General features: G+C 59.9%; 22 protein-coding genes. 19 read left to right on the top strand and 3 right to left on the bottom strand.

Annotated features, from left to right (window positions below; genetic code table 11):
- Positions 1 to 67: 67 nt before the first annotated feature.
- Positions 68 to 808 (bottom strand): DUF2889 domain-containing protein, encoded by a 741-nt coding sequence (locus tag AC3B6A_RS18280; RefSeq protein ID WP_058490395.1) that lies wholly within the window; start codon positions 806 to 808, stop codon positions 68 to 70.
- A gap of 106 nt (positions 809 to 914) precedes the next feature.
- Here AC3B6A_RS18280 and AC3B6A_RS18275 point away from each other — a divergent pair, with 106 nt between their 5' ends.
- A complete protein-coding gene (locus AC3B6A_RS18275) occupies positions 915 to 1,715 on the top strand; it encodes an SDR family NAD(P)-dependent oxidoreductase (protein ID WP_058490394.1) in 801 nt (266 codons plus the stop codon).
- Between the two features lie 153 nt (positions 1,716 to 1,868).
- Here AC3B6A_RS18275 and AC3B6A_RS18270 read toward each other — a convergent pair whose 3' ends face one another.
- Positions 1,869 to 3,500, bottom strand: coding sequence for an ATP-dependent acyl-CoA ligase (locus AC3B6A_RS18270; protein WP_058490392.1), 1,632 nt, complete (start codon positions 3,498 to 3,500; stop codon positions 1,869 to 1,871).
- A gap of 178 nt (positions 3,501 to 3,678) precedes the next feature.
- Between AC3B6A_RS18270 and AC3B6A_RS18265 the strand changes: the two genes are divergently transcribed.
- The 15 genes from AC3B6A_RS18265 to AC3B6A_RS18195 all read left to right on the top strand — a co-directional run bounded on the left by AC3B6A_RS18265 (position 3,679) and on the right by AC3B6A_RS18195 (position 19,739).
- Positions 3,679 to 4,410: a TetR/AcrR family transcriptional regulator gene (locus tag AC3B6A_RS18265; protein WP_058490387.1), complete on the top strand. Its 732-nt coding sequence runs from the start codon at positions 3,679 to 3,681 to the stop codon at positions 4,408 to 4,410.
- Positions 4,411 to 4,635: 225 nt separating this feature from the next.
- A complete protein-coding gene (locus AC3B6A_RS18260) occupies positions 4,636 to 5,838 on the top strand; it encodes an ISL3 family transposase (protein WP_249916914.1) in 1,203 nt (400 codons plus the stop codon).
- Positions 5,839 to 6,095: 257 nt separating this feature from the next.
- On the top strand, positions 6,096 to 7,172 hold the full coding sequence (locus tag AC3B6A_RS18255; RefSeq protein WP_058490386.1) for an amidohydrolase family protein: 1,077 nt from the start codon (positions 6,096 to 6,098) through the stop codon (positions 7,170 to 7,172).
- Complete coding sequence (locus tag AC3B6A_RS18250; RefSeq protein ID WP_058490385.1) at positions 7,172 to 8,026, top strand: fumarylacetoacetate hydrolase family protein; 855 nt, start codon at positions 7,172 to 7,174, stop codon at positions 8,024 to 8,026. The genes AC3B6A_RS18255 and AC3B6A_RS18250 overlap by 1 nt, the downstream gene beginning before the upstream one ends.
- Before the next feature lie 14 nt (positions 8,027 to 8,040).
- On the top strand, positions 8,041 to 8,946 hold the full coding sequence (locus tag AC3B6A_RS18245; RefSeq protein WP_058490384.1) for a 3-hydroxyacyl-CoA dehydrogenase: 906 nt from the start codon (positions 8,041 to 8,043) through the stop codon (positions 8,944 to 8,946).
- Complete coding sequence (locus AC3B6A_RS18240) at positions 8,943 to 10,118, top strand: thiolase family protein (protein ID WP_058490383.1); 1,176 nt, start codon at positions 8,943 to 8,945, stop codon at positions 10,116 to 10,118. Before AC3B6A_RS18245 ends, AC3B6A_RS18240 begins: the two co-directional genes overlap by 4 nt.
- Entirely contained in the window at positions 10,111 to 10,644 is a 534-nt protein-coding gene (locus AC3B6A_RS18235; protein ID WP_488398578.1) for a carboxymuconolactone decarboxylase family protein, read from the top strand. The genes AC3B6A_RS18240 and AC3B6A_RS18235 overlap by 8 nt, the downstream gene beginning before the upstream one ends.
- 162 nt (positions 10,645 to 10,806) lie before the next feature.
- On the top strand, positions 10,807 to 12,081 hold the full coding sequence (locus tag AC3B6A_RS18230) for a cytochrome P450 (RefSeq protein WP_058490381.1): 1,275 nt from the start codon (positions 10,807 to 10,809) through the stop codon (positions 12,079 to 12,081).
- Positions 12,082 to 12,232: 151 nt separating this feature from the next.
- Positions 12,233 to 13,540: an amidohydrolase family protein gene (locus AC3B6A_RS18225; RefSeq protein ID WP_058490380.1), complete on the top strand. Its 1,308-nt coding sequence runs from the start codon at positions 12,233 to 12,235 to the stop codon at positions 13,538 to 13,540.
- A gap of 99 nt (positions 13,541 to 13,639) precedes the next feature.
- Entirely contained in the window at positions 13,640 to 14,788 is a 1,149-nt protein-coding gene (locus AC3B6A_RS18220) for an acyl-CoA dehydrogenase family protein (RefSeq protein ID WP_058490379.1), read from the top strand.
- 2 nt (positions 14,789 to 14,790) lie between these two features.
- The gene (locus AC3B6A_RS18215; protein WP_058490378.1) at positions 14,791 to 15,861 is read left to right on the top strand and encodes an acyl-CoA dehydrogenase family protein; all 1,071 of its coding nucleotides are present in this window, start codon (positions 14,791 to 14,793) and stop codon (positions 15,859 to 15,861) included.
- The gene (locus AC3B6A_RS18210) at positions 15,858 to 16,658 is read left to right on the top strand and encodes a crotonase/enoyl-CoA hydratase family protein (protein ID WP_058490377.1); all 801 of its coding nucleotides are present in this window, start codon (positions 15,858 to 15,860) and stop codon (positions 16,656 to 16,658) included. The genes AC3B6A_RS18215 and AC3B6A_RS18210 overlap by 4 nt, the downstream gene beginning before the upstream one ends.
- Positions 16,659 to 16,686: 28 nt before the next feature.
- The gene (locus AC3B6A_RS18205) at positions 16,687 to 17,811 is read left to right on the top strand and encodes an acyl-CoA dehydrogenase family protein (RefSeq protein ID WP_058490376.1); all 1,125 of its coding nucleotides are present in this window, start codon (positions 16,687 to 16,689) and stop codon (positions 17,809 to 17,811) included.
- A gap of 18 nt (positions 17,812 to 17,829) precedes the next feature.
- Positions 17,830 to 18,723 carry a cache domain-containing protein gene (locus AC3B6A_RS18200; protein WP_082816376.1) on the top strand — a complete coding sequence of 298 codons (894 nt, stop codon included), beginning with the start codon at positions 17,830 to 17,832 and terminating at the stop codon, positions 18,721 to 18,723.
- A 95-nt stretch (positions 18,724 to 18,818) separates the two neighbouring features.
- The gene (locus AC3B6A_RS18195; RefSeq protein ID WP_116424774.1) at positions 18,819 to 19,739 is read left to right on the top strand and encodes a DMT family transporter; all 921 of its coding nucleotides are present in this window, start codon (positions 18,819 to 18,821) and stop codon (positions 19,737 to 19,739) included.
- A 16-nt stretch (positions 19,740 to 19,755) separates the two neighbouring features.
- On the opposite strand, the gene AC3B6A_RS18190 is transcribed toward AC3B6A_RS18195, so the two are convergent.
- Positions 19,756 to 20,775 carry an amidohydrolase family protein gene (locus AC3B6A_RS18190; RefSeq protein ID WP_058490373.1) on the bottom strand — a complete coding sequence of 340 codons (1,020 nt, stop codon included), beginning with the start codon at positions 20,773 to 20,775 and terminating at the stop codon, positions 19,756 to 19,758.
- A gap of 157 nt (positions 20,776 to 20,932) precedes the next feature.
- Between AC3B6A_RS18190 and AC3B6A_RS18185 the strand changes: the two genes are divergently transcribed.
- From AC3B6A_RS18185 to AC3B6A_RS18175, 3 genes are all read left to right on the top strand, one after another.
- Positions 20,933 to 21,772, top strand: coding sequence for an oxidoreductase (locus AC3B6A_RS18185; RefSeq protein WP_058490372.1), 840 nt, complete (start codon positions 20,933 to 20,935; stop codon positions 21,770 to 21,772).
- A 96-nt stretch (positions 21,773 to 21,868) separates the two neighbouring features.
- Complete coding sequence (locus tag AC3B6A_RS18180) at positions 21,869 to 22,660, top strand: hypothetical protein (protein WP_061562285.1); 792 nt, start codon at positions 21,869 to 21,871, stop codon at positions 22,658 to 22,660.
- A gap of 60 nt (positions 22,661 to 22,720) precedes the next feature.
- Positions 22,721 to 23,098, top strand: a complete 378-nt coding sequence (locus AC3B6A_RS18175) for a VOC family protein (RefSeq protein ID WP_082816375.1) — start codon at positions 22,721 to 22,723, stop codon at positions 23,096 to 23,098.
- Positions 23,099 to 23,428: the final 330 nt, after the last annotated feature.

Genomic DNA, 23,428 nt, shown 5'->3' with positions numbered 1-23,428 from the left:
CCGGTTTGGCTCACCCCCTTCCCCTAAGGGGAAGGGGGCTGGTGAGTTGGCATCAGTGGCTGGCTGGTTATTCTCCGGCCAGCCAGTCTTGGTCGCCCGAGCATAGATGTGCTGCCGTGTCGCTGAAATCCCAAGTTGAACCCTTGATCCGTAGGGCTTGCGCAGCCCGTGCCGGTTGCTGGCTATAGCAGAGACTGGTGCTGGATGCATGGACCTGGGAGTCCAGTGGATGCTGGCGGCCCAGTGAAATCTGGGTGCACCTGCGTAGCAATAGCGCAGCTTCCGCATCTTCTTCGGGAAGATGGCTAAGGGCCCAGCGAGCCATTCCTTCGCGCAGATTTACCCCGCAGTAGGGCGCTGGCCCTTCGATGATCGAGCCTCGTACCTCCCAGCTCAGCAGGAGCCTCCCATCACGAAGCAGTACCGGTGTCGTGCGTTCGTTGACGCGGTCCGGTACTTGGACATCGTAGCATCGGCGGAGCGTTCCGCGGGCCGCATTGGCGATGGCCAGGCCGGCAAGGTCTAGCAGGTGTGTGCATTGATGCTGGGCATCGGTCTGCCGGGTCACTGTATGGGCGATATGGCTGAGTGGCATGCCGATCAGTTGCTCCAACTGATCGGTTGCTTGTGGGCAGGCGGAGTAGGGGTAGCGCAAGGCCTCCCCGCCAATCTCCCGTACGATGCCGTCACTATGGTGTAGCCAGACGCGGAAGTGATGGAAGTCGTCCTCAAGAGTAGCCCGTATCTCTCGCATGGCATCCTGTGGCGTAGAGACGATTTCCACTCGGCGGCGGAACATGCTGGTCATCGTTTTTTCCTTGCGCTGGTTTCCGCAGGTGCCTGATCTTGCGGATTGAAGTATATTTGAACAGTATACGCAAAAGTGTTCATCTAAAAACAAGAAGGAATTCGTTATGAAGCTATTGCAAGAGCAGATAGCGCTGGTAACTGGCGCTGGTGGCGGTATTGGTCGCGGCGTGGCGTTGAGCTTTGCCAAGGCCGGCGCCGCGGTAGTGATAGCCGAGCTGGACGAGGCCTCTGGCAAGGCTGTGGAGGGCGAGTTGCTGGCGCTTGGCGCGCGCGCGGTTTTCATCAGAACCGACGTGACCAGCAAGGTGGATATTGAGGCGGCTATCCAGGTGGCAGTGGAGCGTTTCGGAGGGCTGGATATTCTGGTCAACAATGCGTTCGCCCCCACGCCCAATGTGCTACTGGAGGAGAAGACCGACGAGATGCTGGCTCGGACCCTCGACTCCACCTTGTGGGCCGCTTGGTGGTCGATGAAGGCTGCACTGCCGCACATGCGCGTGCGCGGCGGCGGCAAGATCATCAACTTCTACTCCATCGACACCGAGGTCGGTGCTTGGCTGCATGGCGACTACAACGCAGCGAAGGCTGGTGTCGTCGGTTTGACCCGCAGTGCGGCCTCGGAGTGGGGGCGTTTCAACATCCGCGTGAACGCCATTGCGCCTACCGCCATGGGGGCAACCTTCCATAAGCTGGCGGCGGAGAGCCCGGGGTTTGCCGAGCGTTCCGCCGCTCTACGCCCGTTGGGGCGTTGCGGGGAGCCGGAGGAAGATATTGGGCCAGTAGTGGTATTTCTGGCTTCTGAGATGTCGCGCTTCGTCACCGGCGAGACTCTCCATGTCGATGGCGGGCTGCACCTCCCTGGCTACAATTCCCGACCGGCCACCGTACCTGTGCGCGAATACTGACGGGAGGCATCGAGCGCGGCTATTGCCACCGCGCTTTCTTCTGTAACACGGGGCGAGGTCGCAAGATCAGGGTGAGGTGCACACTAGTTCCATCGCGAGGAAGGATAGCGAGCCCCGGCCAGTCAGAAAGTGAGGCCGGGGCTGCATAGCGGGTCAGCGCTTGGCGATCTTGATATCAGTGTCTTCCAGGTCCCAGGTGTCGGCTGTCTTGCCTTCGTCGCGCAGCTCATACTTCAGCACGCGGCCCTGGGGGTTCTTCGGCAGGTTGGTGCGGAACTCGATGTAGCGGGGCAGGGCGTAATAAGGGACTGACTCGACAGCCCAGTGGAACAGCTCTTCCGGAGTCAGGCAGGCCCCTTCATGTAGCACTGCGGTCACCTTGACGTCGTCCTCGCCCTTGTCGGACGGCACGGCATGCACGGCAACCTCGGCCAGGGCCGGGTGCACAGCGAAGGCGGCTTCCATCTCGAAGCTGGAGATATTTTCGCCACGGCGGCGCAGGTAATCCTTCTTGCGATCGACGAAATAGAAGAAGCCTTCGTCGTCGAACTTGCCGACGTCGCCGGTGTGGAACCACATGTTGCGCATCAGCTTCAGGGTATCTGCGGGGCGATTCCAGTAGCCCTGGAACATGATGTCCGGACGTAATGGGCGGACGACGATTTCGCCGGGAGTGTTGGCGGGCAGTTCTTGGTCGTTGTCATCGACGATCCGCACGTCGAAGTCTGGGATGCGTTTGCCGGACGAGCCAGGCGCTGCGTATTCGCCGGCGGCCAGAGAAGTGACTACGCAAGCCTCGGTGAGGCCATAGCCATTTCCGCCGACCAGTTTGCTGCCGAAGCGTTCGCGCCAGATTTTCTTGGTTTCCTCGGTATAGGGGTTGCCGCGAGCAGTATGGATCTGACCATAGCAGCGTTTCATCGCCTCGTTGTCAGGGGCCTGAGCTAGCAGGCCACCCATTCCGCCGAGGATGGAGGCAATAGTAGCGCCGGAACGCTCGACTTCCTGCCAAAAGTTGGAGACCGAGAAGCGCGGTAGGATCGCTGCCCGTGCACCAACGAGGATGCTGGCGATGATGCTGACGCACAGGGCGTTCATGTGGAACAGCGGCAGGGGCGTGATGGTTACGTCGTTTTCGTTGGCCGGACCGGCTCGCAGCTGTAGGCGCGCCAGATTGCACATGAAGTTGTAACTGATCATGCAGCCCTTTGAGGGGCCGGTGGTGCCAGAGGTATAGATCAGACAAGCCAGGTCGGAAGCTTCCGGTTTGACGCTCAGAGGGGTGTCGTCGTTGCCACGGTGTTCGTCCAAGGCGGCGATAGGAATGCGGCAGTTCTTGGGAGCAATGAAGTCACCGCGACAGAGAATCCGGGTGACGTTAGTGAGCTGCTCGGCCAGCGGAGTGATGCGTGTCAGGTAGTCCGCTTCGCAGATGACCAGATGGGTTCCGGTGTCAGCGATCTGGTGACGGAGGAACTCGCCTTTGAGCGCGGTGTTGATCGGAACGCTAACTGCACGCAGCTTGTTGATCGCCAGCCAGCACACGACAGCGTCGATGTTGTTGTCCAGCATTGTCAGCACGGTCTCGCCTGGTAGCACGCCGAGGTTCGAGAGCGCATGGGCCATGCGGGTGGAAATCGAGTCGACTTCAGAATATGTGTATAACTTTCCGCTGAAATCCAATAGGACTCGGTCTGGATGCTTTGCTACCGCTCGTTCAAGCGCTGCGATAACAGTGTCTCGTTCCCCCATGGACCAGGTGTCCGGATGGCCAGTGCCGCTCATGTCTCGATCTCCTTAGGGCCTGCCCTGGTGCGGGCAAGCGATTTTATTTTGAAGAGAGAATGCCATTCTAGATTCAAATTTTACAGATGTCTTCAGTTAAAATTTGAACAGGTTTTGCTGATACTGCCTATATCTTGTGGTAGTGTTGCTCTTATTTAGCCGCTGAGAATCCTTGTCAATGACTTCGAAAGCCACCAGATCGAGCAAGGGCGCGAGTGACAAGCTCGCCAGAAAGAATGCCAGTCCTGCGGAGAAGCCTGCTACCGTCACGAAAAGGCCTGTTCAGAAAAATGGTGTTGCCTCGTCGGTGAATGGCAAGGTAAGGCCCAATAAGCGCTCCGAGGAGACCGTTACGAATATCCTGTCTGCCACCGAGGAGGTGGTGCTGCGCTCCGGCGCAGATCGGATATCGATCCTGGATGTTTGCCAGGTGGCTGGGGTGTCCCGGGGGACGTTCTATCGCTACTTCTCCTCCCAGGAGGACTTGCTGGATACCTTCTCCCGCCACAAACGGGACAGCTTCCATGAGTCGCTGGCCTTGGCGCTGGGGGATATTGCCGACCCCGACGCGCGTTTGAATGCGCTGATTACCTACCTCGATAATTACCTTGAGCAGAGCCGCGCCCGACGCTTGCTCGTGGTGGCGCCTGACTATGCCCTGGGTTTCTTCCGGCGGATATTCCATGATTCCATCGTGCGCTTTCAGGATCTGCTGGGGATCGTGTTCGATGAGTGGGATGCCCGGCTAGGCATCAAGATCGACCGGGAGCTGGTCTGCGAAATGATCATTCGCTATGTCCTGAGCGAAGTGCTCGTGCCCGAGGGGGTTAGTCGTCGTCTCTTGCCGGTACGTGTACGGAAACTCGTCGTTGCCTTGACTGTCGGCTCCACCTCGCGCTCTCGCCGCTGATCGACCTTGCCGCCACCCTCTGCTAGGGGGTGGCTGGCTCCTTCCTCTCTCCCGTCCTCTCTGCTTTAGCCCCGCCCTCACTCAGTCGCACCCTTCCCATCCGATCTCGTCTCCCCCCTTTTTTTTGGTTCTTCGCGGAGTCTGGGGAAAGAGCGGATTGACAGTCAGGGAAGCGGGTAGATTGGCAGTCGCCAAACGAACCAACCCCCACCCCCTGCTGTCGCCGTGCATCCTATTGATCTTGCTGCTTTCTGGCCAGGCTACGAAGTCATCGCCTGCCACCCATCTGCCGACAGCACCCTGCTGATCGAGCTCAAGCCTCACGCCAGCGCTGTCCCCAAATGCGGGCGCTGCGGTCAGGCCAGTCCATTAATCCACGAACGGCGGATTCGCCGGGTGCGTGATCGCGATCTGTTCGACCAGCGCGTCCTGCTCCAACTGCCGGTGCGCCGCGTCGACTGCCTGCGCTGTGGTCGGGTGACCGAGCGGATCGACTGGCTGGAGCCAGCGTCGCGCTTGACCCAGCGCTTGCGCATCTGGCTCGAGGCTTTGCTGCAATTACTGCCCATCAGTCACGTCAGTCGCCTCGTCGGTCTGCATTGGCACACGCTCAAGCAGCTCGACAAACGTCGTCTAGAGGCCGCAGTCGGTGCTTTCGAGCCGGGTGACGTTCGCCGTCTGGTGATGGACGAGTTCGCTCTTCACAAAGGACATCGTTACGCCACCGTGATCATGGATGCGCAGCGGACACGCGTGCTGTGGGTCGGGCATGGCAACAGCCGCGAGGCGATTCAGCCGTTCTTCGAACTGCTCGGTGAGCGCTGCCAGCAAATCGAGGCCGTGGCGATGGACATGAACACCGCCTTCGATCTGGAAGTAAAACAGCATTGCCCCCGTGCCGAAGTGGTCTACGACCTATTCCACGTGGTGGCTCGCTATGGCCGGGAGGTGATCGACCGCATCCGTGTCGATCAGGCCAACGCGCTACGCCAGGACAAAGCGGCACGCAAGGTAATCAAGCAGAGTCGTTGGTTGCTGCTGCGCAATCGCGAAAACCTCAAGGATCAGCAAGCCGTGCAGTTGCAGGAAATCCTCGAGGCCAACCAGCCACTGGCCACGGTCTACGTGCTCAAGGATACGCTCAAGGAAATCTGGTACGCCCCCAGCGTGCGGGAGGGTTGGCGCCGCTGGCGGGACTGGTTGCGCCACGCCAGGGACAGTGGCCTGGCCCCGCTGCAACGCTTCGCTCGCAATCTGCGCAAATACGTCCGAGGCATCCTGGCCAGCGCTCGCTTCCCCATGCACACCAGCCTGCTGGAAGGGGTAAACAACCGCATCAAGGTGATCAAGCGCATGGCCTATGGCTTCAGGGACTCCGCCTACTTTTTCCTGAAAATCAAGGCCGCCTTCCCCGGGAAAGCGCGATGAACCTTTTTTTTTCCTTACCCATTCCTCCTGGGGCTGTTCTGCTACCGCTCGTCTCGAGAGGTTGGAGTCGGGGTTGTGTCTTGTGATCTTAAAAATAAATTGAACAGTTTTTTGATTTATGATCAATTTAAAATTATGCTTCACCATGAAAGCGGGCCTGACGCGCATGTTGAGTGATGTGTACCCGGCTAGGCCGGGTACGCCACGAGCGTTGCGCTACATAAACACAAAAAATGCCACTCTGAGGTATCCAGACTATGCTCATCGATCTTCACGCCCACGCGCCCCATCCCGACTACTACGACCAGCATCCCTACTGGGGACCGGCCTTCGAGCTGCAACCCGATGGCGACATCAAGCTGCGAGTGGGAGACTGGATACTGACCCTGGGTGCTCCGGAGCGTAAGAAGGCGCTGCGCGAGGCGCATGCTCGTGGCGAAACGCTGAACGTGGCGGAATACATGGCGAAATGGCGTGACCCGAGCCATCGCCTCGCTGCGATGGATGCGGCGGGTCAGGCTGCCCAGGTGCTCTCGGTGCCGAGCCATTGCTACATGTACTGGACGGAAGCCGAGTTCGCCGTGCCCTTTGCTCGCCGGGTCAATGATGCGCTGGCGAGCTACTGCTCTGCAGCGCCCAATCGCTTGATGTTCTGGGCACACGCGCCACTGAATGTACCGCACGAGGCGGCCAAGGAAATCCGTCGTGCCTGCACCGTACTGGGCGCCAAGGGCCTGGTTGCCGGTGGTTCCAACTTTGGCGGGCTGGAATACGACTCACCCGAGCTGGATCCCGTGTGGGAGACACTGTGCGACCTCGACCTGCCGATTTTCGTGCATGGCTACAACCAGTCCGTAACCTGGGGTAAGGACGCCAATACCGATCGCTATGAGACGACCGCGATCGTGGGTATGAACTATGACGAAACCAAGTGCTTCTGGTACCTGATCAATGGCGGTGTGCTGGATCGCTTCCCGAACCTGAAGGTCTACATCACTCATGGTGGTGGCTTCGTGCCCTATCAGTTGGGGCGCATGGCGCAGACCAACCCCAATCTCGACGTCTATCACAACAAGAAGCCATTCCTGGATTATCTGTCCAACTTCTATTTCGACGTGGAGTTGCACGAGCTCCCCATGCGTCAGGCCATGCTGGACGTCATTGGTGCTGATCGAGTGGTGTACGGCTCCAACTTCGGCGGCAGTGATGCGGTGCGCCATGACCTGACGGAAGGGCTGCGCCTATCCGACGAGGATCTGCAGAAGATCCGCTGGAAAAACGCCTGTGATCTCCTGCACCTGGATCCGACCAAATTGGGCAAGGTGGGTGCCTGATGAAGCTGGCGCGCTGTTCCTATTTCCAAACGGGGCCCTTCTGGGCTGTCGTTGACCCTGAGCGCGACGAGGTCCATGCCATCGATGGGGAATTTTCCCAGTGGGCCCCCGCATTGGCCAGGGGGGCAGGTATCAGTGCCCTGCGCCTTTCTGGACCGTCGCTACCGCTGTCTAAGATGTGCCTCCTACCTCCGATCGAACCGGTCAACCGGGTGGTGGTGGCGGGTGCAAACTATGCCAAGCACCTGGCTGATGACTTCGGCCTCGCCAGCCCTCCACAGCCGGTGGCCTTCCTCAAAGCCTACGGTGCGCTGATCGGCGCGAAAGACCCGATTCGCTATCCACCCCTGACCGAGGAGCTAGACCACGAGGTCGAATTGGTGGCGGTGATCGGTAATTCCGAGATAGACCTGGATGACCCGCTGGCCAGCGTTCTGGGCTACACCGTTGGCAACGACGTCAGCGCACGGGACCTGCAGCGCAGTGGTCCGGCGGGTATCGGCATGGACCTGTTTGCGGCCAAGAGTCAGGACTGTACCACCGGGCTTGGGCCCTGGATCGTCACCAAGGACGAGTTTCCAGTCGGCTCACCTGAGCTGCGCCTAATCCTTAAGGTCAACGGCGAGATTCGACAAGACGGCTCGACCGCGGAGATGACCTGGGATGTCGGCCAGCTGATTCGTTTCGTCCAGCAGCGATCCAGCTTTGCCTGTGGTGACGTGCTGTTCACCGGTTCGCCGGCCGGTGTCGGCATGGGAACTGGCCGATTCCTCAATCCCGGGGATGTCGTCGAGGCAACCATCGAGGGCATAGGCACATTGTGCAACGTAGTGGGCAAGAAGTCCCGCGACTGAATCGAGAGCGAAGCATGAGCACTGATAAACAAGAAAAGATCGTGGTAGTGGGGGCTGGTCTGATGGGGACCGGTATTGCGCACGGGTTCGCCAGTTCCGGCTATCCCACCGTGCTGGTGGATACCAACCCTGAGTCGTTGTCCCGCGCCAGGGGCAATATCGGCAAGATCCTCGAGGATGGTGTATCGCTTGGCAAAGTCTCCGCTGAGTCGGCGCAGGCATCCTTGGCGCGCCTGTCCACCAGCGGCGACCTGGCCGAGGCCGCGCAGGGGGCCGATTGGCTGGTGGAAACGGTTTCCGAGCGACTGGATGTGAAGAGGGCGGTGGTTGCCCAGGCCGAGCCGCTGCTCGCCCCCGGCGCAATCATCGCCACCAATACCTCGGCGCTGAGTGTGACCGAGATCGCCGCCGCCCTAGCCAGCCCCGAGCGGGTCATCGGCATGCATTTCTTCAATCCGGTGCACAAGATGAAGCTGGTGGAGCTGGTTCGCGGTCTGGCGACCAGTGACGAGGCGCTGGTGCGTACTCGTGAGCTGTGCGGTGCAATGGGTAAGACCTCGATCGTTGTCAACGAGTCGCCTGGCCTGACCACCAGCCGGATGTCCGCATTGCTCGGCAACGAGGCGATGTACATGCTCCAGGAGGGTACGGCCAGTGCTGAGGATATCGACACGGCTCTGCGTCTGGGTTTCAACCACCCCATGGGGCCTTTGGAGCTGGGTGACCTGACCGGCTGGGATACCCGATTGTCTGTCTTGCGCTACCTGCATCAGACCTTGGGCGAGAAGTTCCGGCCGTGCCCTCTGATTATCAAGATGGTCGCCGCCGGGCGCTTCGGCCGCAAGACCGGGCATGGCGTCTATCGCTATGAAGAGGGCACGCGGGTGCCGGGCTCCGGCCTCAAGGCGAGTGCACTATGAAAGACATAGTGATCGTCGATGCAGTACGTACGCCGATTGGCCGTTTCCGCGGTGGTTTGGCCGGTGTGCGTGCCGATCACCTGGGAGCACTGGTGATTGGCAAGCTGCTGGAGCGCGTAGGCCTGTCGCCAGCGCAGGTTGATGACGTGATACTCGGCTGCGTCACCCAGATCGGCGAACAGTCGGCCAACATTGCCCGAACCGCGTTACTTGGTGCCGGCTGGCCGGTGGATATCCCTGGGCTGACCATCGACCGCAAGTGCGGGTCGGGAGAGGTGGCGGTGCATGTCGCCGCTGGCGCCATTGCCGCCGGGGGCGTTGACATCGTGGTTGCCGGCGGGGCGGAGAACATGAGCCGTGTACCGATGGGGAGCAACCGCGAGATCCACGGCGAAGCTTTTGGTTGGATGGCTGCCGAGCGTTATGAGCTGACCAGTCAGGGTGAGGCCGCCGAGCGTATTGCCGACAAGTGGTCGCTCAGCCGTGACGAACTGGACGACTACGCCTTCGTCAGCCATAGCCGGGCGGCCGCTGCGGCTGATTCCGGGTATTTCGCTAATGAAATCGTCGAAGTACCGGTCGAGGGTTTGCGCGAGCATGGGTTTAGCGAACCTGTAGCACCGCTGCGGGCGGACGAGACCATTCGTCGTGACACGTCCCGGGGTAAGTTGTCGACCTTGAAGACCAGTTTCCGCCCTGAGGGCGGCCGCATCACCGCCGGAAACTCTTCACAGATTTCCGATGGTGCGGCAGCACTGCTGTTGATGTCGGTGGAAACTGCTCAGCGTCTGGGATTGAAGCCTCGGGCTCGGATTCGTGCGTTCACCACGGTGGGGGCTGACCCGACGCTGATGCTTACTGGCCCGATCGCTGCCACCTACAAGGTGCTGCAGAAAGCTGGCCTGGGCATCAGTGATATCGATTTGTTCGAGGTCAACGAGGCCTTCGCTTCGGTACCGCTAGCCTGGATGCATGAAACCGGTGTCTCGCACGAGCGACTCAATGTCAACGGTGGTGCCATCGCCCTGGGCCACCCGCTTGGCGCTAGTGGCGCACGGCTGATGACCACGCTGCTGAACGAGTTGGAGCGGCGCGGTGCCCGTTATGGGCTGCAGGCGATTTGCTGTGCCGGAGGCATGGGGACCGCAACCATCATCGAGCGCCTTGGTTGAACAGATGGAGAGGGCTGCAGGCATAGCGCGAATTTCCATGGTACCGCTGGAGGATATGCCGGCCGAGCTGCGCGAGGCCATCGTGTGGGGGCAGGAAACCCGCATGCTCAGTTCGACAAGGCCGATCCAGGTCTGGGCGCATCGCCCTGGCCTGGCCCTGGCCTGGCTGGAGCTGATGGCCGGCTTCTATCGGGACAGCTTGCTGGACGAGCGCTTGCGCGAGCTGTTGCGGCTGAAGATCGCCAGTATCACCACCTGCCAGGCATGCCAGTTGGCGCGCAAGTCCGATGAGGTCAGCGAGGACGATATTGCCTGCTTGGCGACCGACAGTGAGCGCTTCACTCCTGCCGAGCGGGCTGCTCTGCGTTTTGCCGAACTGTTCGCGGGTGACTACATGGCCATCGACGACGAGCACTACGCACGAATGGCCGAATTCTTCAGTCCGGCTCAGGTGACGGAAATCAACCTCTATTGTGCCCTGATGCTAGCCGGTGGTCGTATGACTTACGTCCAGCAAGCTTATTGAACGCATTGTTCATACGCCTTGGCTGGGCATTTCTTTTCTTGATTTTGGGCAAAATGTAAAAAATCGTTCAGATTTATGCATAGCGTGCCTAATATGCCCGATAGGGCGTGTCCCTCACGGGGCCACGCATACCGGCTACGTACAACAAGAAAGGAGATGTCCATGTCCGCCCCGGCCCAAAGCAACTTGGAGCAAGTCTTCGCCAATGTCGCGAGCAACTACCGAGGTGCCGATATCGATCTGCACGCGGTATATCGTGAGATGCGCGAGAAATCCCCGGTTCTCCCGGAGAACTTCATGGCGCGCCTGGGTGTGCCGTCGATTGCCGGACTTGATCCTGACCGTCCGGTTTTCACGCTGTTCAAGTACGACGATGTCATGGCGGTGATGCGCGATGCCACGAATTTCACCAGTGGCTTCATCGCCGAGGGGCTGGGGTCGTTCTTCGATGGCCTGATCCTCACCGCCATGGATGGACTCGCGCACAAGAACATCCGCAGCCTGCTGCAGCCGGTGTTCATGCCCGAGACAGTCAATCGCTGGAAGGAATCCAAGATCGATCGGGTTATCCGCGATGAGTATCTGAAGCCCATGGTTGCTAGCAAGCGTGCGGATCTCATGGAATTCGCCCTGTACTTCCCCATTCGCGTGATCTACTCGCTGATCGGCTTCCCCGAGGACCGTCCCGAGGAGATAGAGCAGTATGCCGCCTGGGCGCTGGCTATCCTGGCTGGTCCGCAGGTTGATCCCGAGAGGGCTGCCGCCGCACGTGGCGCGGCGATGGAGGCCGCCCAGGCTCTCTATGACGTGGTCAAGGTGGTAGTAGCGCAACGTCGTGCCGAAGGCGCTGCGGGCGATGACCTGATCAGCCGTCTGATTCGGGCCGAGTACGAGGGGCGCTCACTTGATGATCATGAGATCACCACCTTTGTCCGTTCGCTGCTCCCGGCGGCGAGCGAGACTACCACTCGTACCTTTGGCACCTTGATGGCACTGCTGCTGGAGCGGCCGGAGCTACTGGCGCGTATCCGTGAGGACCGCAGCCTAGTGCCCAGAGTCATCGACGAAACGGTGCGCTACGAGCCGGTGGCCACTTTCAAGGTGCGCCAGGCGGCCAAGGACGTCGAGATTCGTGGCGTGGCCATTCCCAAGGGGGCCATGGTCTCGTGCATTGTCAGCTCGGCCAACCGTGACGAGGACGCGTTCGAGCAGGCCGACAGCTTCAACATCGACCGCAAGTCCAGGCCGTCGTTCGGTTTCGGTTTCGGTCCGCATATGTGCATTGGTCAGTTCGTCGCCAAAACAGAAATCAACTGCGCGCTTAATGCCGTCCTCGACCTGATGCCCAATATTCGCCTCGATGTCGGCAAACCGGCCCCACAAATTATCGGAGCGCAACTGCGTGGCCCCCATCACCTACATGTGATCTGGGATTGAGCCACGTGGCCCTGGTCTTTGCGGGGCGTGCTCGATGTGTTCCTGATAGAATATGTAGTTGAACATATTTAAAAAAAGTGTTTAATTTATCTCGGTCGTGCTCTATGATCGGAAACACATCAGGAACCCGTAAGCCAAGGGGAAAACAACAATGAAGATTGAAGATCTGATTCTTGTCAGCGTTGATGACCACGCGATCGAGCCGCCGAATGCCTTTGCACGTCACATGCCGGCCCGCTTCAAGGGGCGCGAGCCCCACGTTGTCAAGCGCGGAGAGCGCGATGTGTGGGTCTTCGAGGAGCAGGCCACCGGTTATATGGGCCTCAACTCGGTGGTCGGGCGGCCCAAGGAGGAGTACGGCATGGAGCCGCTGGGCTATGAGCAGATGCGCCGCGGCACCTGGAACATCAGTGATCGTGTGGACGACATGAACGCCAATGGCGTACTCGGCTCACTCTGCTTCCCGACCTTTCCTGGCTTCGCCGGCCAGCGCTTCCAGAACCACTCGGACCGCGCCGTGTCCCTGGCGGCCATCCAGGCCTACAACGACTGGCACCTGCACGATTGGTGCAATGCCGCGCCGGGACGTTTCATCCCGCTGATGCTGGTGCCCTGGTGGGACATGCAGGCCGCAGCCGCGGAGGTTGCGCGCTTGGCCAAGCAAGGCGTGCATGCCCTCTCGCTATCCGACAACCCGGCGATTCACGGCTTCCCGTCGATCCACAGTGACTACTGGGACCCGCTATGGAAAGCCTGCGCCGACCACAACGTGGTGATCTGCTGCCACATCGGTACCGGCGTCAAGGCCGAGCACGCCTCCGACCTGTCTCCGATCGACGCCTGGATCACCTCTATGCCGATCTCCATCGCCAACTCGGCGGCCGACTGGATTTGGGCGCCGATGTGGAAGAAATTCCCGAGCCTACGTATGGCCCTGTCCGAAGGCAGCATCGGCTGGATTCCCTACTTGCTGGAACGCGCCGACTTCACCCATCGCCATCACAACGCTTGGACCAATTCCAACTTCGGTGGACAGATGCCTAGCGACATCTTCAAGAAGCATTTCATCACCTGCTTCATCGAGGATAACTTCGGGCTGCAGAACCTGAAGTTCATGAACGAAGAGATGGTGACCTGGGAAAGCGACTACCCGCACTCCGACTGCACCTGGCCGAACTCGCCGGAAACGGCCTGGGAAGGCCTGAGGCACTTGCCCAAGGAGACCATCGACAAGGTCACCCACCTCAACGCCATGCGCGAGTTCTCCTACGACCCGTTCGCGATTCTCGGTCGCGAGAACTGCACGGTCGGCGCCTTGCGCGCCCAAGCTGCGCACGTGAAAACCGAGCCGGCGCTGGGCCTTGGTGGCGCCGACCACGGGCGTGCCGATGGCAAGCCGGTCACTTCTGGCGACATCAATGCGATGTTTGCGAAGGCAGACGCCGGCACTGCTCTCTGATAAGGCGCCTACCAGCCCTCTCCCTTAATGTCGGGGAGGGCTGGCGGGTTTCGGCTCACCTGTCAGTGATTGGCCTTGTGCCCCATTTCGAGAGTTCGCATGTCTATCGCTCAATTCACTTACAGCAGGATTCCCCACGAAGCGGAGTTGCTCCGCCACGAGGTGCGGACATTTCTCCAGGACTATCTTGCCGAGTATCCGGCGACCGCCCGGGCGCAATCCTGGATGGGGTTCGATGCGGGGTTCAGTCGCCAGCTCGGCGCCCGGGGCTGGGTCGGCATGGCGTTGCCGAAGCGCTATGGCGGCATTGAAGCCGGTCCTTTCTCTCGCTACGTAATCATTGAGGAGTTGCTGGCCTCCGGTGCACCGGTGTCGGCGCACTGGATTGCTGACCGGCAGAGCGGCCCGCTGATAAACCGTTTCGGCAGCGAGGCGCAGAAAGACCGTTACCTTCCGTCGATCTGCCGCGGCGAAAGCTATTTCTGCATTGGTATGAGCGAGCCGAACTCAGGTTCCGACCTAGCTTCGATCAAGACCTCCGCTCGTCGCAATGACGGTGGTTGGTTGCTCAACGGACAGAAGGTGTGGACCACAAACGCCCAGCACTCGCATTTCATGATCGCCCTGGTGCGTACCGGCGAGAAGCAGGCGGCGCGCCATGAGGGTATGTCGCAGTTCATCGTCGACCTCAGCCTGCCGGGGATCATCATCCGTCCCATCCGAGACCTGGCCGGTGGCGAGCATTTCAACGAGGTGTTCTTCGACAACGTTCAGCTCGATGCGGATGCGCTGATCGGTACCGAAGGCAAGGGCTGGGAGCAGGTCACCGCCGAGCTGGCTTTCGAGCGTAGCGGTCCGGAACGCTTCCTCAGCTGCATGGCCTTGTTCAGGACACTGATCGATGCACTCGGCCACAGTCCGGATGCCCTACAGTGCCGCGAGGTTGGCCGCCTCACGGCGAAGCTGCTGACCTTGCGCAATATGTCATTGGCAGTCACCGCGCAACTGGCTGCCGGCGAGCATCCGACCTGGGCTGCTTCCTGCGTCAAGGATCTGGGCAATCTGTTCGAGCAGGAACTGCCCGAGGTCGCCCAACTGCTGGTCGAGGCCGAGCCTCGCCTAGTTGGTGGCAGCGAACACGCCCGGGTCCTGGCCTATCTGATGCAGATGGCACCTTCCTTCTCTCTGCGCGGTGGTACTCGCGAAATCCTGCGCGGCATCATCGCGCGTGGCCTGGGGTTGCGATAATCATGCGAGAACTATTTGAATCGACCATTGAGCGCCTGCTCGGCAATCTGGCCACGTCGGAATACGTGCTCGGCTGCGAAGGTGGTGCGTGGCCAGCAGAACTCTGGAGCGTCCTGGAGGACTCTGGTTTCACACTGGCTGCCGTACCTGAAGCCCTGGGTGGGGGCGAGGCGGGGTGGGCTGATCTCTATGTGCTGGCTCGCGCCGCCGGCCGTTTTGCTGCGCCAGTGCCCCTGGGTGAAGCGCTGCTGGCCAACTGGTTGCTTGGCAAGGCCGGGCTCGAAGGACATAGTGGCGTCCTCAGCTTTGGCGCCAGCGTTCAACTCAGCCTGCGGCGCGACAAGGTGGATGGCTCCGTGCATGACGTGCCTTGGGGGCGGTATGTCGATGCGGTGGTGGCCGTTGCCGATACCGCTGATGGTCCACGTGTAGTCCTGTTGGACCGTGCCGCGGCGGCTGAACAGATCCTGGCCCTGAACGTGGCTGGAGAGCCACGCGATGGCCTGCGCTTCAGCTCGGCTCCGGTGCTCGCCAGTGCACCCCTGCCGGCGGGGATGCCGGGTGATGTTCTTTTGTTGGGGGGGGCGTTGCTGCGTTCCGCACAGATCGCCGGGGCCTTGCGAGCGCTGCTGGACATGACCTCTGACTACGCCTGCGAGCGCAACCAGTTTGGCCGCCCGATCGGCGCCTTCCAGGCTATCCAGCAACAGCTCGCGGTATTCGCCGAGCAGGCGGCGGCCGCTGGTGTCGCTGCGGAGGCTGCCTTCGTCGAATCGGACACTGACCTGGCCGCCCTCAGTATTGCTGTTGCAAAGGTCAGTACCGCCGAGGCAGCCAGCGTCGGCGCCAGTATCGCCCATTCTGTGCACGGCGCCATCGGCTTTACCCAGGAGTATTCGCTGCACCTGCTGTCGCGTCGCCTGTGGGCCTGGCGTAGCGAGTTTGGTTCGGCCAGCCTGTGGAGCCAGCGTATCGGCCAACTGGCCTGCGCCGCTGGTGGCCAAGGCTACTGGCCGTTGCTTACAGGGCACGCAACCCAATCTCTACCTGGACTCGGGGGACATACAGCATGAATCCCTTTCTGCAGATCGAGCGGGACGGCGCCATCGTCACCGTGCGCATGAACCACCCGGAAACCCGCAACGCGCTGACCTCGCCGGAGCAAATCCAGGAGTTCGTCGACCTTTGCGCCGAACTGCGTCGGGATCACTCGGCGCGGGTTATGGTACTGACCGGCAACGGCAGCGCCTTCTGCGCCGGCGGCAACGTCAAGGACATGCGCAGTCGCGAGGGGATATTCGCCGGGTCCCCTTACGAACTGCGTAATACCTATCGTGATGGTATCCAGCGCATCCCGCTGGCGTTGTACGAGCTGGATATTCCGGTGATTGCCGCTATCAACGGCCCGGCGATTGGCGCCGGACTGGACCTGGCTTGCATGTGTGATATTCGCCTGGCGTCGACTTCGGCACTGTTCGCGGAAAGTTTTGTCCGACTGGGGATTGTACCGGGCGATGGGGGGGCTTGGTTGCTGCCACGCATCATCGGCATCCCCAAGGCAAGTCTGATGGCTTTCACCGGTGACACCGTCAATGCCGCCAAGGCTCTGGAGTGGGGGTTGGTGGAGCAAGTCTGCACCCACGAGACGCTCCAGGCCGAGGCCCGGTCGCTGGCACAGCGCATCTCTGTGAATCCGGGGCATGCCCTGCGCCTGTGCAAGCGATTGCTGCGAGAGGGCCAGCACATGCGCCTCGATTCGCTGCTGGAGTTGTCCGCCGCTTACCAGTCGCTGGCCCACCACACGGAAGACCATCAGGAAGCGGTCTCCGCCTTCTTGGACAAGCGCAAGCCGGATTATCTGGACCGTTGAGAAGACCGACTGAACTGGAGTGATAGTTATGCGTGGTGTTTTCCGTGAAGACCACAACTTGTTCCGCGAGCAGGCGCGACGTTTCGTCGATCGCGAGATCGTGCCTCACCTGCATGAGTGGGAAAAGAACGGCATCGTGCCCAAGGAGATCTGGCTGAAGGCGGGCGAGACCGGGCTGCTGTGCTCCACCGTGCCGGAAGAATATGGCGGCTCCGGTGGCGATTTCGGCCACTCCGCTGTGATGATCGAAGAGTTGGCCAGGGCCAATGCGACTGCCGTGGGCTTCACCACTCACTCGGAGATAGTCGCACCCTACATCGTCGCCTATGGCAGCGAAGAGCAGAAGCAGAAGTGGCTGCCACGGATGGTCAGTGGCGAGCTGATTGGCGTGATAGCCATGAGCGAACCTGGCATCGGCAGCGACCTGCGCTCGATGCGCACTCTGGCACGCCGCGACGGTGGCGACTACATCGTTTCCGGACAGAAGACCTTCATCACCAATGGCGGTAATGCCGGACTGGTAGTCACCGCCACCAAGCTCGACCCGGCGGCCAAGGAACTGACGCTGATCTGTATCGAGGAAGAGCGCAAGGGCTTCTCCAAGGGGCGCTTGCTGGAGAAGATAGGCCTCAAGGGCCAGGATACCGCCGAGCTGTTCTTCGACGAGGTGCGGGTACCGGCTAGCAACCGCCTGGGTGAGGAGGGGCAGGGCTTCAAGTATCTGACCCACCAGTTGGCCTGGGAGCGTCTGATCATCGCCATCCGTGCGGCGCAGTCAATCCATACCCTACTGGAAGAAACCATCGAATACACCCGCGATCGTAAGGTATTTGGTAAGCCGGTACTGGATTTCCAGAACACCCGTTTCAAGCTAGCCGAGGCCAAGGCGCAGGCGACCATGTTGCGGGTTTTCGTCGACGACTGCCTAGCCAAGGTTATGCGTGGTGAACTACCGGCGGATGTCGCCGCCATGGCCAAGTTGCTCGGTTCGGAGATGCAGGGCAAGTTGCTCGACGAATTCCTTCAACTGCACGGTGGCTACGGCTTCATGAGCGAATACAAGGTCAGTCGCGCCTGGGTGGATGCACGAGTTGCACGCATCTATGGCGGCACCTCTGAAATCATGAAAGAAATCATTGGACGTACCCTGTAATCGGAGGGCTTCGAGCCAATGACTATTGCTGACACCGAGGCCTCCAAGTTGTCTATTTTTCGCCATGTATTGCTACTGCTGCTCGGTGTGCTTTGCCTGTCCAGCGCCCTGGCCCAAGACGAAGGAAATTATGCGGCGGAGGCTATGCAGGCTAATCGTCTGTTGGACCGAGCTGTTGCCTACTACCGGGAAAAGGGGGAGGCTGCTTTTGCTGCCTTCAGTCGTCAGGGAGAGTTCGTCGATGGCGAATTCTATGTTTATGTCGTCGACACTAGCGGCGTGATGTTGGCCAGCGGAGGGCCGTCGGCGAACTTGGTGGGGCGCAATATCGGTGGCGTGCTTGACGCTGAATTGAACAAGTCCTTCAAGGCGGCGTTGGCGTTGCCAGAGGATGGTGAAACCCATAGCGCCGATTACCACTGGGTGAACTGGGTTGATGGCAAGACCGAGCGCAAGCGAGTGTTTTTCAGGCGTGTTGGTGAGCGGATCTTCGCGGTCGGCTATTACATGCCTCGCTCCAGCAAGCAGGAGGCTATCCAACTGTTGGAGCGCGCGAGTGCCGCGATAGCAGTCAACCCCGCGAAGGTGATCGAGCAGGTCAACAGCCTGGACATGGAGTTTATCCGTGATGATCTGTATGTCTTCATCGTCGACCTGGATACTCTGAAGTTCAGCGCCCACGGTTACAACCTGCGCTTGGTTGGTACTGAATTCCGTGCTTTGCAGTCCGCCGACCAAAAGCGGATCGGTATACAGATGCTCGATGCGCTGAAGAAGGGTGGTGGATATGCAGAGGTGAGCTATCTGTGGCGCAACCCTGCGAGCAATCGCCTTGAGCAGAAGAGCACCCTGCTTCGCCAAGTAGGGCGATACGCCGTGGCGGTCGGTTACTACATACGCCCTGGGACCTGAAGGGCGTTGTGGTACGCGAAGCGGGGAGCCTGTGGAGCTTGTCTGGATGTGCGCTGGTTTCCAGTGACTCCTGGGTTCGTTAGGACGGATGACTCATGATCTATCTGTTCCCCATTCTAGCTTCGCTGATCTGGGCCGGTAGCACGGTAGTCAATCGACTGGCCGTCGGTGCTATCGAGCCGGCGGCCATTTCCTTCTATCGCTGGCTCCTGGCGTTCATCTTGCTCAGCCCCTGGTTGCTGCCCAGGGCCTGGAAGCAACGGCGGTTGATCCGCCGGCACTTCTGGCAGCTGTTTGCCCTCGGAGTGTTGGGCATGGCCCTGTATCAGTCGCTAGCCTACTTCGCCGCGCATACGGTTTCTGCCACCTCGATGGGCCTGATTCTCGGTACCATGCCGCTGCTGACCACGCTGCTGGCATTACCGTTGATGGGGGTGCGGCCGACGCCTTCTGTCTGGCTCGGTTGTCTGGTCTCATTCTGCGGGCTCGCCCTGCTTATCAGTGCCGGACAGCCGAGTCGGCTGTGGCGGGAAGGAATGGGCTTGGGCGAGTTCCTCATGCTCATGGCGTCGCTGTCCTATGCGGTCTACTGCCTGCTGCTCAAGCGCTGGCAATTACCGATAGCGACCTGGGAGTCACTCTATGTGCAGGTGTTCTGTGGCTTGATCGTGTTGCTACCAGCGTTCCTGCTGGCCCCTTCGGTGCAACTGACAGCGCACAACTTGCCGCTGGTGGTCTATGCCGGTCTGTTCGCGTCGGCGCTGGCGCCCGGGCTCTGGAACCATGCGCTTGGGGAGATCGGAGCGGAGAGGATTGCGGTGTTTATGAACCTTACGCCATTGTTCACCGGCTTGCTGGCAGTGGTGCTACTGGGTGAGGAACTGCATGGCTATCACGCTATTGGTGGTGGCCTGATTCTGTTTGGCATCGCTGTGGTACAGGGACTCGTACCGATGCCGCGCAGGGGGACCAGGACCGGTACGGGAGGGACGGGACCCAGGTGCTCCGACACCTGAGCCCGCTTGGGGATGATCAGCGGCTGACCTGGGGCTCCAGTTTGAGCAGGCGGATCGCGTTGCCACTGCGAATCTTCTCCCGGTCATCTCCGCTCAGGCCCAGGTTCTCGGTGAGGTCGCCATGGGCATAGGCTCCCCCGAAGTTAGTGCCGTAGACCAGCCGATCCACGCCGACGACCTCCACCACGCCACGGCGCAGGCCTAGCGCATGTACGTCGAGGTCGAAGTAGAAGTTGTCCAGGTAGTCCATCAACGGCCTGCGGTTGCGGGCATCCGGTGCCATGGCCTGGTTCAGTTCGCTGAGGCGGCCGAGCTGAAACACCGCCATACCGCCAGCATGGGTGATGTAGGCCTTGAGTTTAGGATACGCATCCAGCGCACCACCGCAGATCAGGTACCAGAAGAACAGCGTTTCATCGACGCAGTCACCAACGATCGAGGTGGTCTCGAACTTGTCGTCGGTGTGCTTCTCGCCCCAGTAGATGGACTGGTTGAAGCCGTGCACCATGATAGGCACATCCAACTGCTCGATTTTCTCCCAGACCGGAAACAGGCGTTCGTCATGGGTTTCGATACCATTGAAATTGGTACCGCCGACACAGACTCCCTTGGCGCCCAACTGCTGGACAGCGCGCTCGATCTCCCTTGTTGCTGCTTCCGGCTCGGCCAGGTTTGCATGGCACCAGAAGTCGAAATGCTGCGGATCCTGACGGCAATAGGCGGCCATTTCGTCATTGCATATGCGTGCGTATTCGGTCCCGAACTCACCTGCCCAGTACATGAATGCATGAGAGGGTACTGAAACTACCAGTTTGTCTACGCCGCGCTCGGCCATCAGGCGTCGGCGGCTTTCATGGGTCATGCGACCCAGTAGGTTGGCTTCGGCTTCCTCGTCGCTTCGCGCCTTGGACGGCTGCTTGGTGCCCAAGGAAAAGTGACCGACTGTAAAGCCTGTGGTCTTCATGAAGGGGCCCCAGAACTCATGGCGGTTCAGCATTCCCTTTGTCACGAGGTGGGCATGGATATCGATCAGCACGGTGTAGTCCTCAGGGTGGGTTGCAAGGCAGTGGCACGGATTTATAAAATCTTATTTGAACATAAATTAAAAATTTGTTCATATGCTTTCCAGGCAACCATCAAGCCGGCCTTCGACATTGGCTGGCCCAGGAATCCACCGAGCCCGGAGATCAACAATGAATAAGACTTGGTTCGTCACGGGGGCCACCCGTGGTCTCGGCGAGGCCATTGCCAGAGCAGCGCTGGAAGCAGGTGACAATGTTGTTGCGACAGGTCGCCATCTGACTCGTCTCGAACGGGTGTTCGAGCCCTTTGCTGAGCGTGTACTGGCTCTGCAATTGGATGTCACCGAGGCTGGCCAGGCGGCCGCCGTGGTTGAGGCAGCAGTACAACGTTTCGGGCGTATTGACGTTGTCGTGAATAATGCGGGATATGGCCAACTGGGTCCCTTCGAGGAGAACGACGCCGGAGCAGCAGAGCGGCAGTTTGCAACCAATGTCTTCGGCCTGTTCCATGTCTGCCGTGCAGTGCTGCCAACGTTGCGCCGACAGCGCAGTGGACACATCTTCAATGTTTCCTCCATTGCTGGTCTGACCGGTATGGCTGGTGCGGCGCTGTATTGTTCGGCGAAGTTCGCTGTGGAGGGGTTTTCCGAATCCCTTGCCCAAGAGGTCGCGCAATTCGGCATACGCGTAACTCTGATCGAGCCTGGCGCCTTTCGTACCGACTTTCTCGATGGCAGTTCGGCCGCTTTGGGTAGCAACAGCCTGGAGGACTATGCCGAGCTCAGTCGTCGTATCAAGGCGTCGTCGGCGGCTAACAATCACCAACAGAAGGGCGATCCCGCCAAGCTGGGTGTGATGCTTGTGAGGCTGGCCGGTGAAGAGCATCCGCCGCTGCGCTACCTGGCCGGTTCCGATGCCCTGCAAGTAATGACAGGAAAACTGGTGGCGTTGACTCGCGAAGTGGAGCAGTGGCGCGATTGGTCGGCACTCACCGACGGGAATTTCAGCTGAGGCCAGGGAGATCGTTGAGGGTGGGTTCGGCTCTGCCTGGAGCCGGACATTGCCATTGGGTCGAAGGCATCACAGGATTTGTGAAGGAACTTCTACTTGAATCGCGATAACAAGAAAGACAATCGGTTTCGGAGTTACCTGCTGATATTGATGCTGCTGGCTTGTGCCAGGGGAGAGGCTTTGGGGGCACAGGACCGACAGGCGTTGCACGGGATGCGCACTCTGGCGACCCGGGCGGCCGTCAATGCGCTGCTCTACTACAACCTCAACGGCACCCCCTATGAGGCAGAGAACATCGAAGTCTCCACCCGTGAACTGGAGCGCTTGCACGAAATGGCCACGCAAGTGGGGGATGCGTCTCTGATTGAGCAGGTCCGCCGGTTCGACAATGCGGTTGTCGAACTCAAGCACCTGCCACAAAGCATCGCTGACGCTCGCCAGGTTCAGGCAGCTTATACACGTTGGTTGCCCGCTGTCGTTGAGGGGTATTCCAACCTAGAAAGGTTACTGACCGAGCACTACGACGCTGCTCCTGATCCGGGGAAGATGCAAGACGAACTGCACGAGCTAAGTCAGAATATCGGGCAGATGTTGATCTCGTACCAACTGGCGTCCTTTCCGAACTTCGGCGGCGACCTCTGGATTCTCGACGATCAAGCACTCGCCTCGCTGGATAGCAGTATCGAACGGCACTTTGCTGAGCTATCCGCGCGCGGCCACGATCTGTCCACGACTCTGAACGCTCCACAGCGTGACTACCATTTCGTGCGTCCGCGCCTTCTGGAGCCGTCAAGGCACTGGGCGCCGAATGCGGTAGCGCTGTACCTGATGAAAGCGATGACCGCCCTTGATGATGAAGTACGGCGCTTGGGGACTAGGTCCAGATAATTCGCGCGTGTAGTTGCTTGGTCTCTTAGAAACCAGAAATTACCCTACCGGAGGACTGTAATGATGTTTACGCATTTGACTGTGGGCACCAATGACCTGGTAAAGGCGCACGCCTTCTACAATCTTGTTCTTCCCACACTGGGCTACGTCTGTTTGGCATCCATGGAAAATTCCGCAGTCTGGGGAGGAGCAGATTCTCGCTTCGTGGTCCTGAAGCCAACTGATGGCAATGTCGCAACAGTAGGTAACGGCGTAACGATAGGTTTCACCGCCCCCACCCGGGCTGCGGTGGATGAATTTCACAAGGTGGCTCTGCAGGCTGGAGGCGTCGATGCGGGGGCCCCCGGTCCGCGGAACTACGGCCCTCACGTATATTCCGCGTATGTACGTGATCTGGATGGCCACAAGATCGTTGCCACTTGTCTGAACCTCGAATGAGTCGGGCAGACGTAGAGTGCATCCATGTGCCGACGTCAGTCGAGGTGTCGCAAATTCTGGCGGATGCCCGGTTGAGCGCTTCTGCCTGGCTAGTCCGGCAAATAGCCTGGTGTTGGGGCGGCTGCTCTGTGTCGATGGCGTCACCGAAGTTCTGGAGCGGGGGGGGGGGGCACTGGTAAGCCCGAAGTGCTAGGTTGTCAGGTTCAATGGAGTCGCTGTTGAAGATGCTGCGACTTTATTTAATGCAGCGGTTCGACAAACTGGTAATGGTTCAGGCATAGGCTGACGAGCCGGTTTTTTCCACGAGCTTTTGCTGTGACTTTGGAATGG

The sequence above is a fragment of the Pseudomonas sp. B12(2026) genome, assembly GCF_057767015.1.
This window is presented reverse-complemented; position numbering and strand designations above follow the sequence as displayed.

Bases quoted from the DNA above. Each gene is read 5' to 3' on its own strand.
- AC3B6A_RS18220 (WP_058490379.1), top strand. From the start codon at position 13,640: ATGTCTATCGCTCAATTCACTTACAGCAGGATTCCCCACGAAGCGGAG.
- AC3B6A_RS18215 (WP_058490378.1), top strand. From the start codon at position 14,791: ATGCGAGAACTATTTGAATCGACCATTGAGCGCCTGCTCGGCAATCTG.
- AC3B6A_RS18255 (WP_058490386.1), top strand. From the start codon at position 6,096: ATGCTCATCGATCTTCACGCCCACGCGCCCCATCCCGACTACTACGAC.
- AC3B6A_RS18270 (WP_058490392.1), bottom strand. From the start codon at position 3,500: ATGAGCGGCACTGGCCATCCGGACACCTGGTCCATGGGGGAACGAGAC.
- AC3B6A_RS18280 (WP_058490395.1), bottom strand. From the start codon at position 808: ATGACCAGCATGTTCCGCCGCCGAGTGGAAATCGTCTCTACGCCACAG.
- AC3B6A_RS18200 (WP_082816376.1), top strand. From the start codon at position 17,830: ATGACTATTGCTGACACCGAGGCCTCCAAGTTGTCTATTTTTCGCCAT.
- AC3B6A_RS18195 (WP_116424774.1), top strand. From the start codon at position 18,819: ATGATCTATCTGTTCCCCATTCTAGCTTCGCTGATCTGGGCCGGTAGC.
- AC3B6A_RS18205 (WP_058490376.1), top strand. From the start codon at position 16,687: ATGCGTGGTGTTTTCCGTGAAGACCACAACTTGTTCCGCGAGCAGGCG.
- AC3B6A_RS18240 (WP_058490383.1), top strand. From the start codon at position 8,943: ATGAAAGACATAGTGATCGTCGATGCAGTACGTACGCCGATTGGCCGT.
- AC3B6A_RS18265 (WP_058490387.1), top strand. From the start codon at position 3,679: ATGACTTCGAAAGCCACCAGATCGAGCAAGGGCGCGAGTGACAAGCTC.
- AC3B6A_RS18210 (WP_058490377.1), top strand. From the start codon at position 15,858: ATGAATCCCTTTCTGCAGATCGAGCGGGACGGCGCCATCGTCACCGTG.
- AC3B6A_RS18250 (WP_058490385.1), top strand. From the start codon at position 7,172: ATGAAGCTGGCGCGCTGTTCCTATTTCCAAACGGGGCCCTTCTGGGCT.
- AC3B6A_RS18275 (WP_058490394.1), top strand. From the start codon at position 915: ATGAAGCTATTGCAAGAGCAGATAGCGCTGGTAACTGGCGCTGGTGGC.
- AC3B6A_RS18185 (WP_058490372.1), top strand. From the start codon at position 20,933: ATGAATAAGACTTGGTTCGTCACGGGGGCCACCCGTGGTCTCGGCGAG.
- AC3B6A_RS18245 (WP_058490384.1), top strand. From the start codon at position 8,041: ATGAGCACTGATAAACAAGAAAAGATCGTGGTAGTGGGGGCTGGTCTG.
- AC3B6A_RS18230 (WP_058490381.1), top strand. From the start codon at position 10,807: ATGTCCGCCCCGGCCCAAAGCAACTTGGAGCAAGTCTTCGCCAATGTC.
- AC3B6A_RS18225 (WP_058490380.1), top strand. From the start codon at position 12,233: ATGAAGATTGAAGATCTGATTCTTGTCAGCGTTGATGACCACGCGATC.
- AC3B6A_RS18175 (WP_082816375.1), top strand. From the start codon at position 22,721: ATGATGTTTACGCATTTGACTGTGGGCACCAATGACCTGGTAAAGGCG.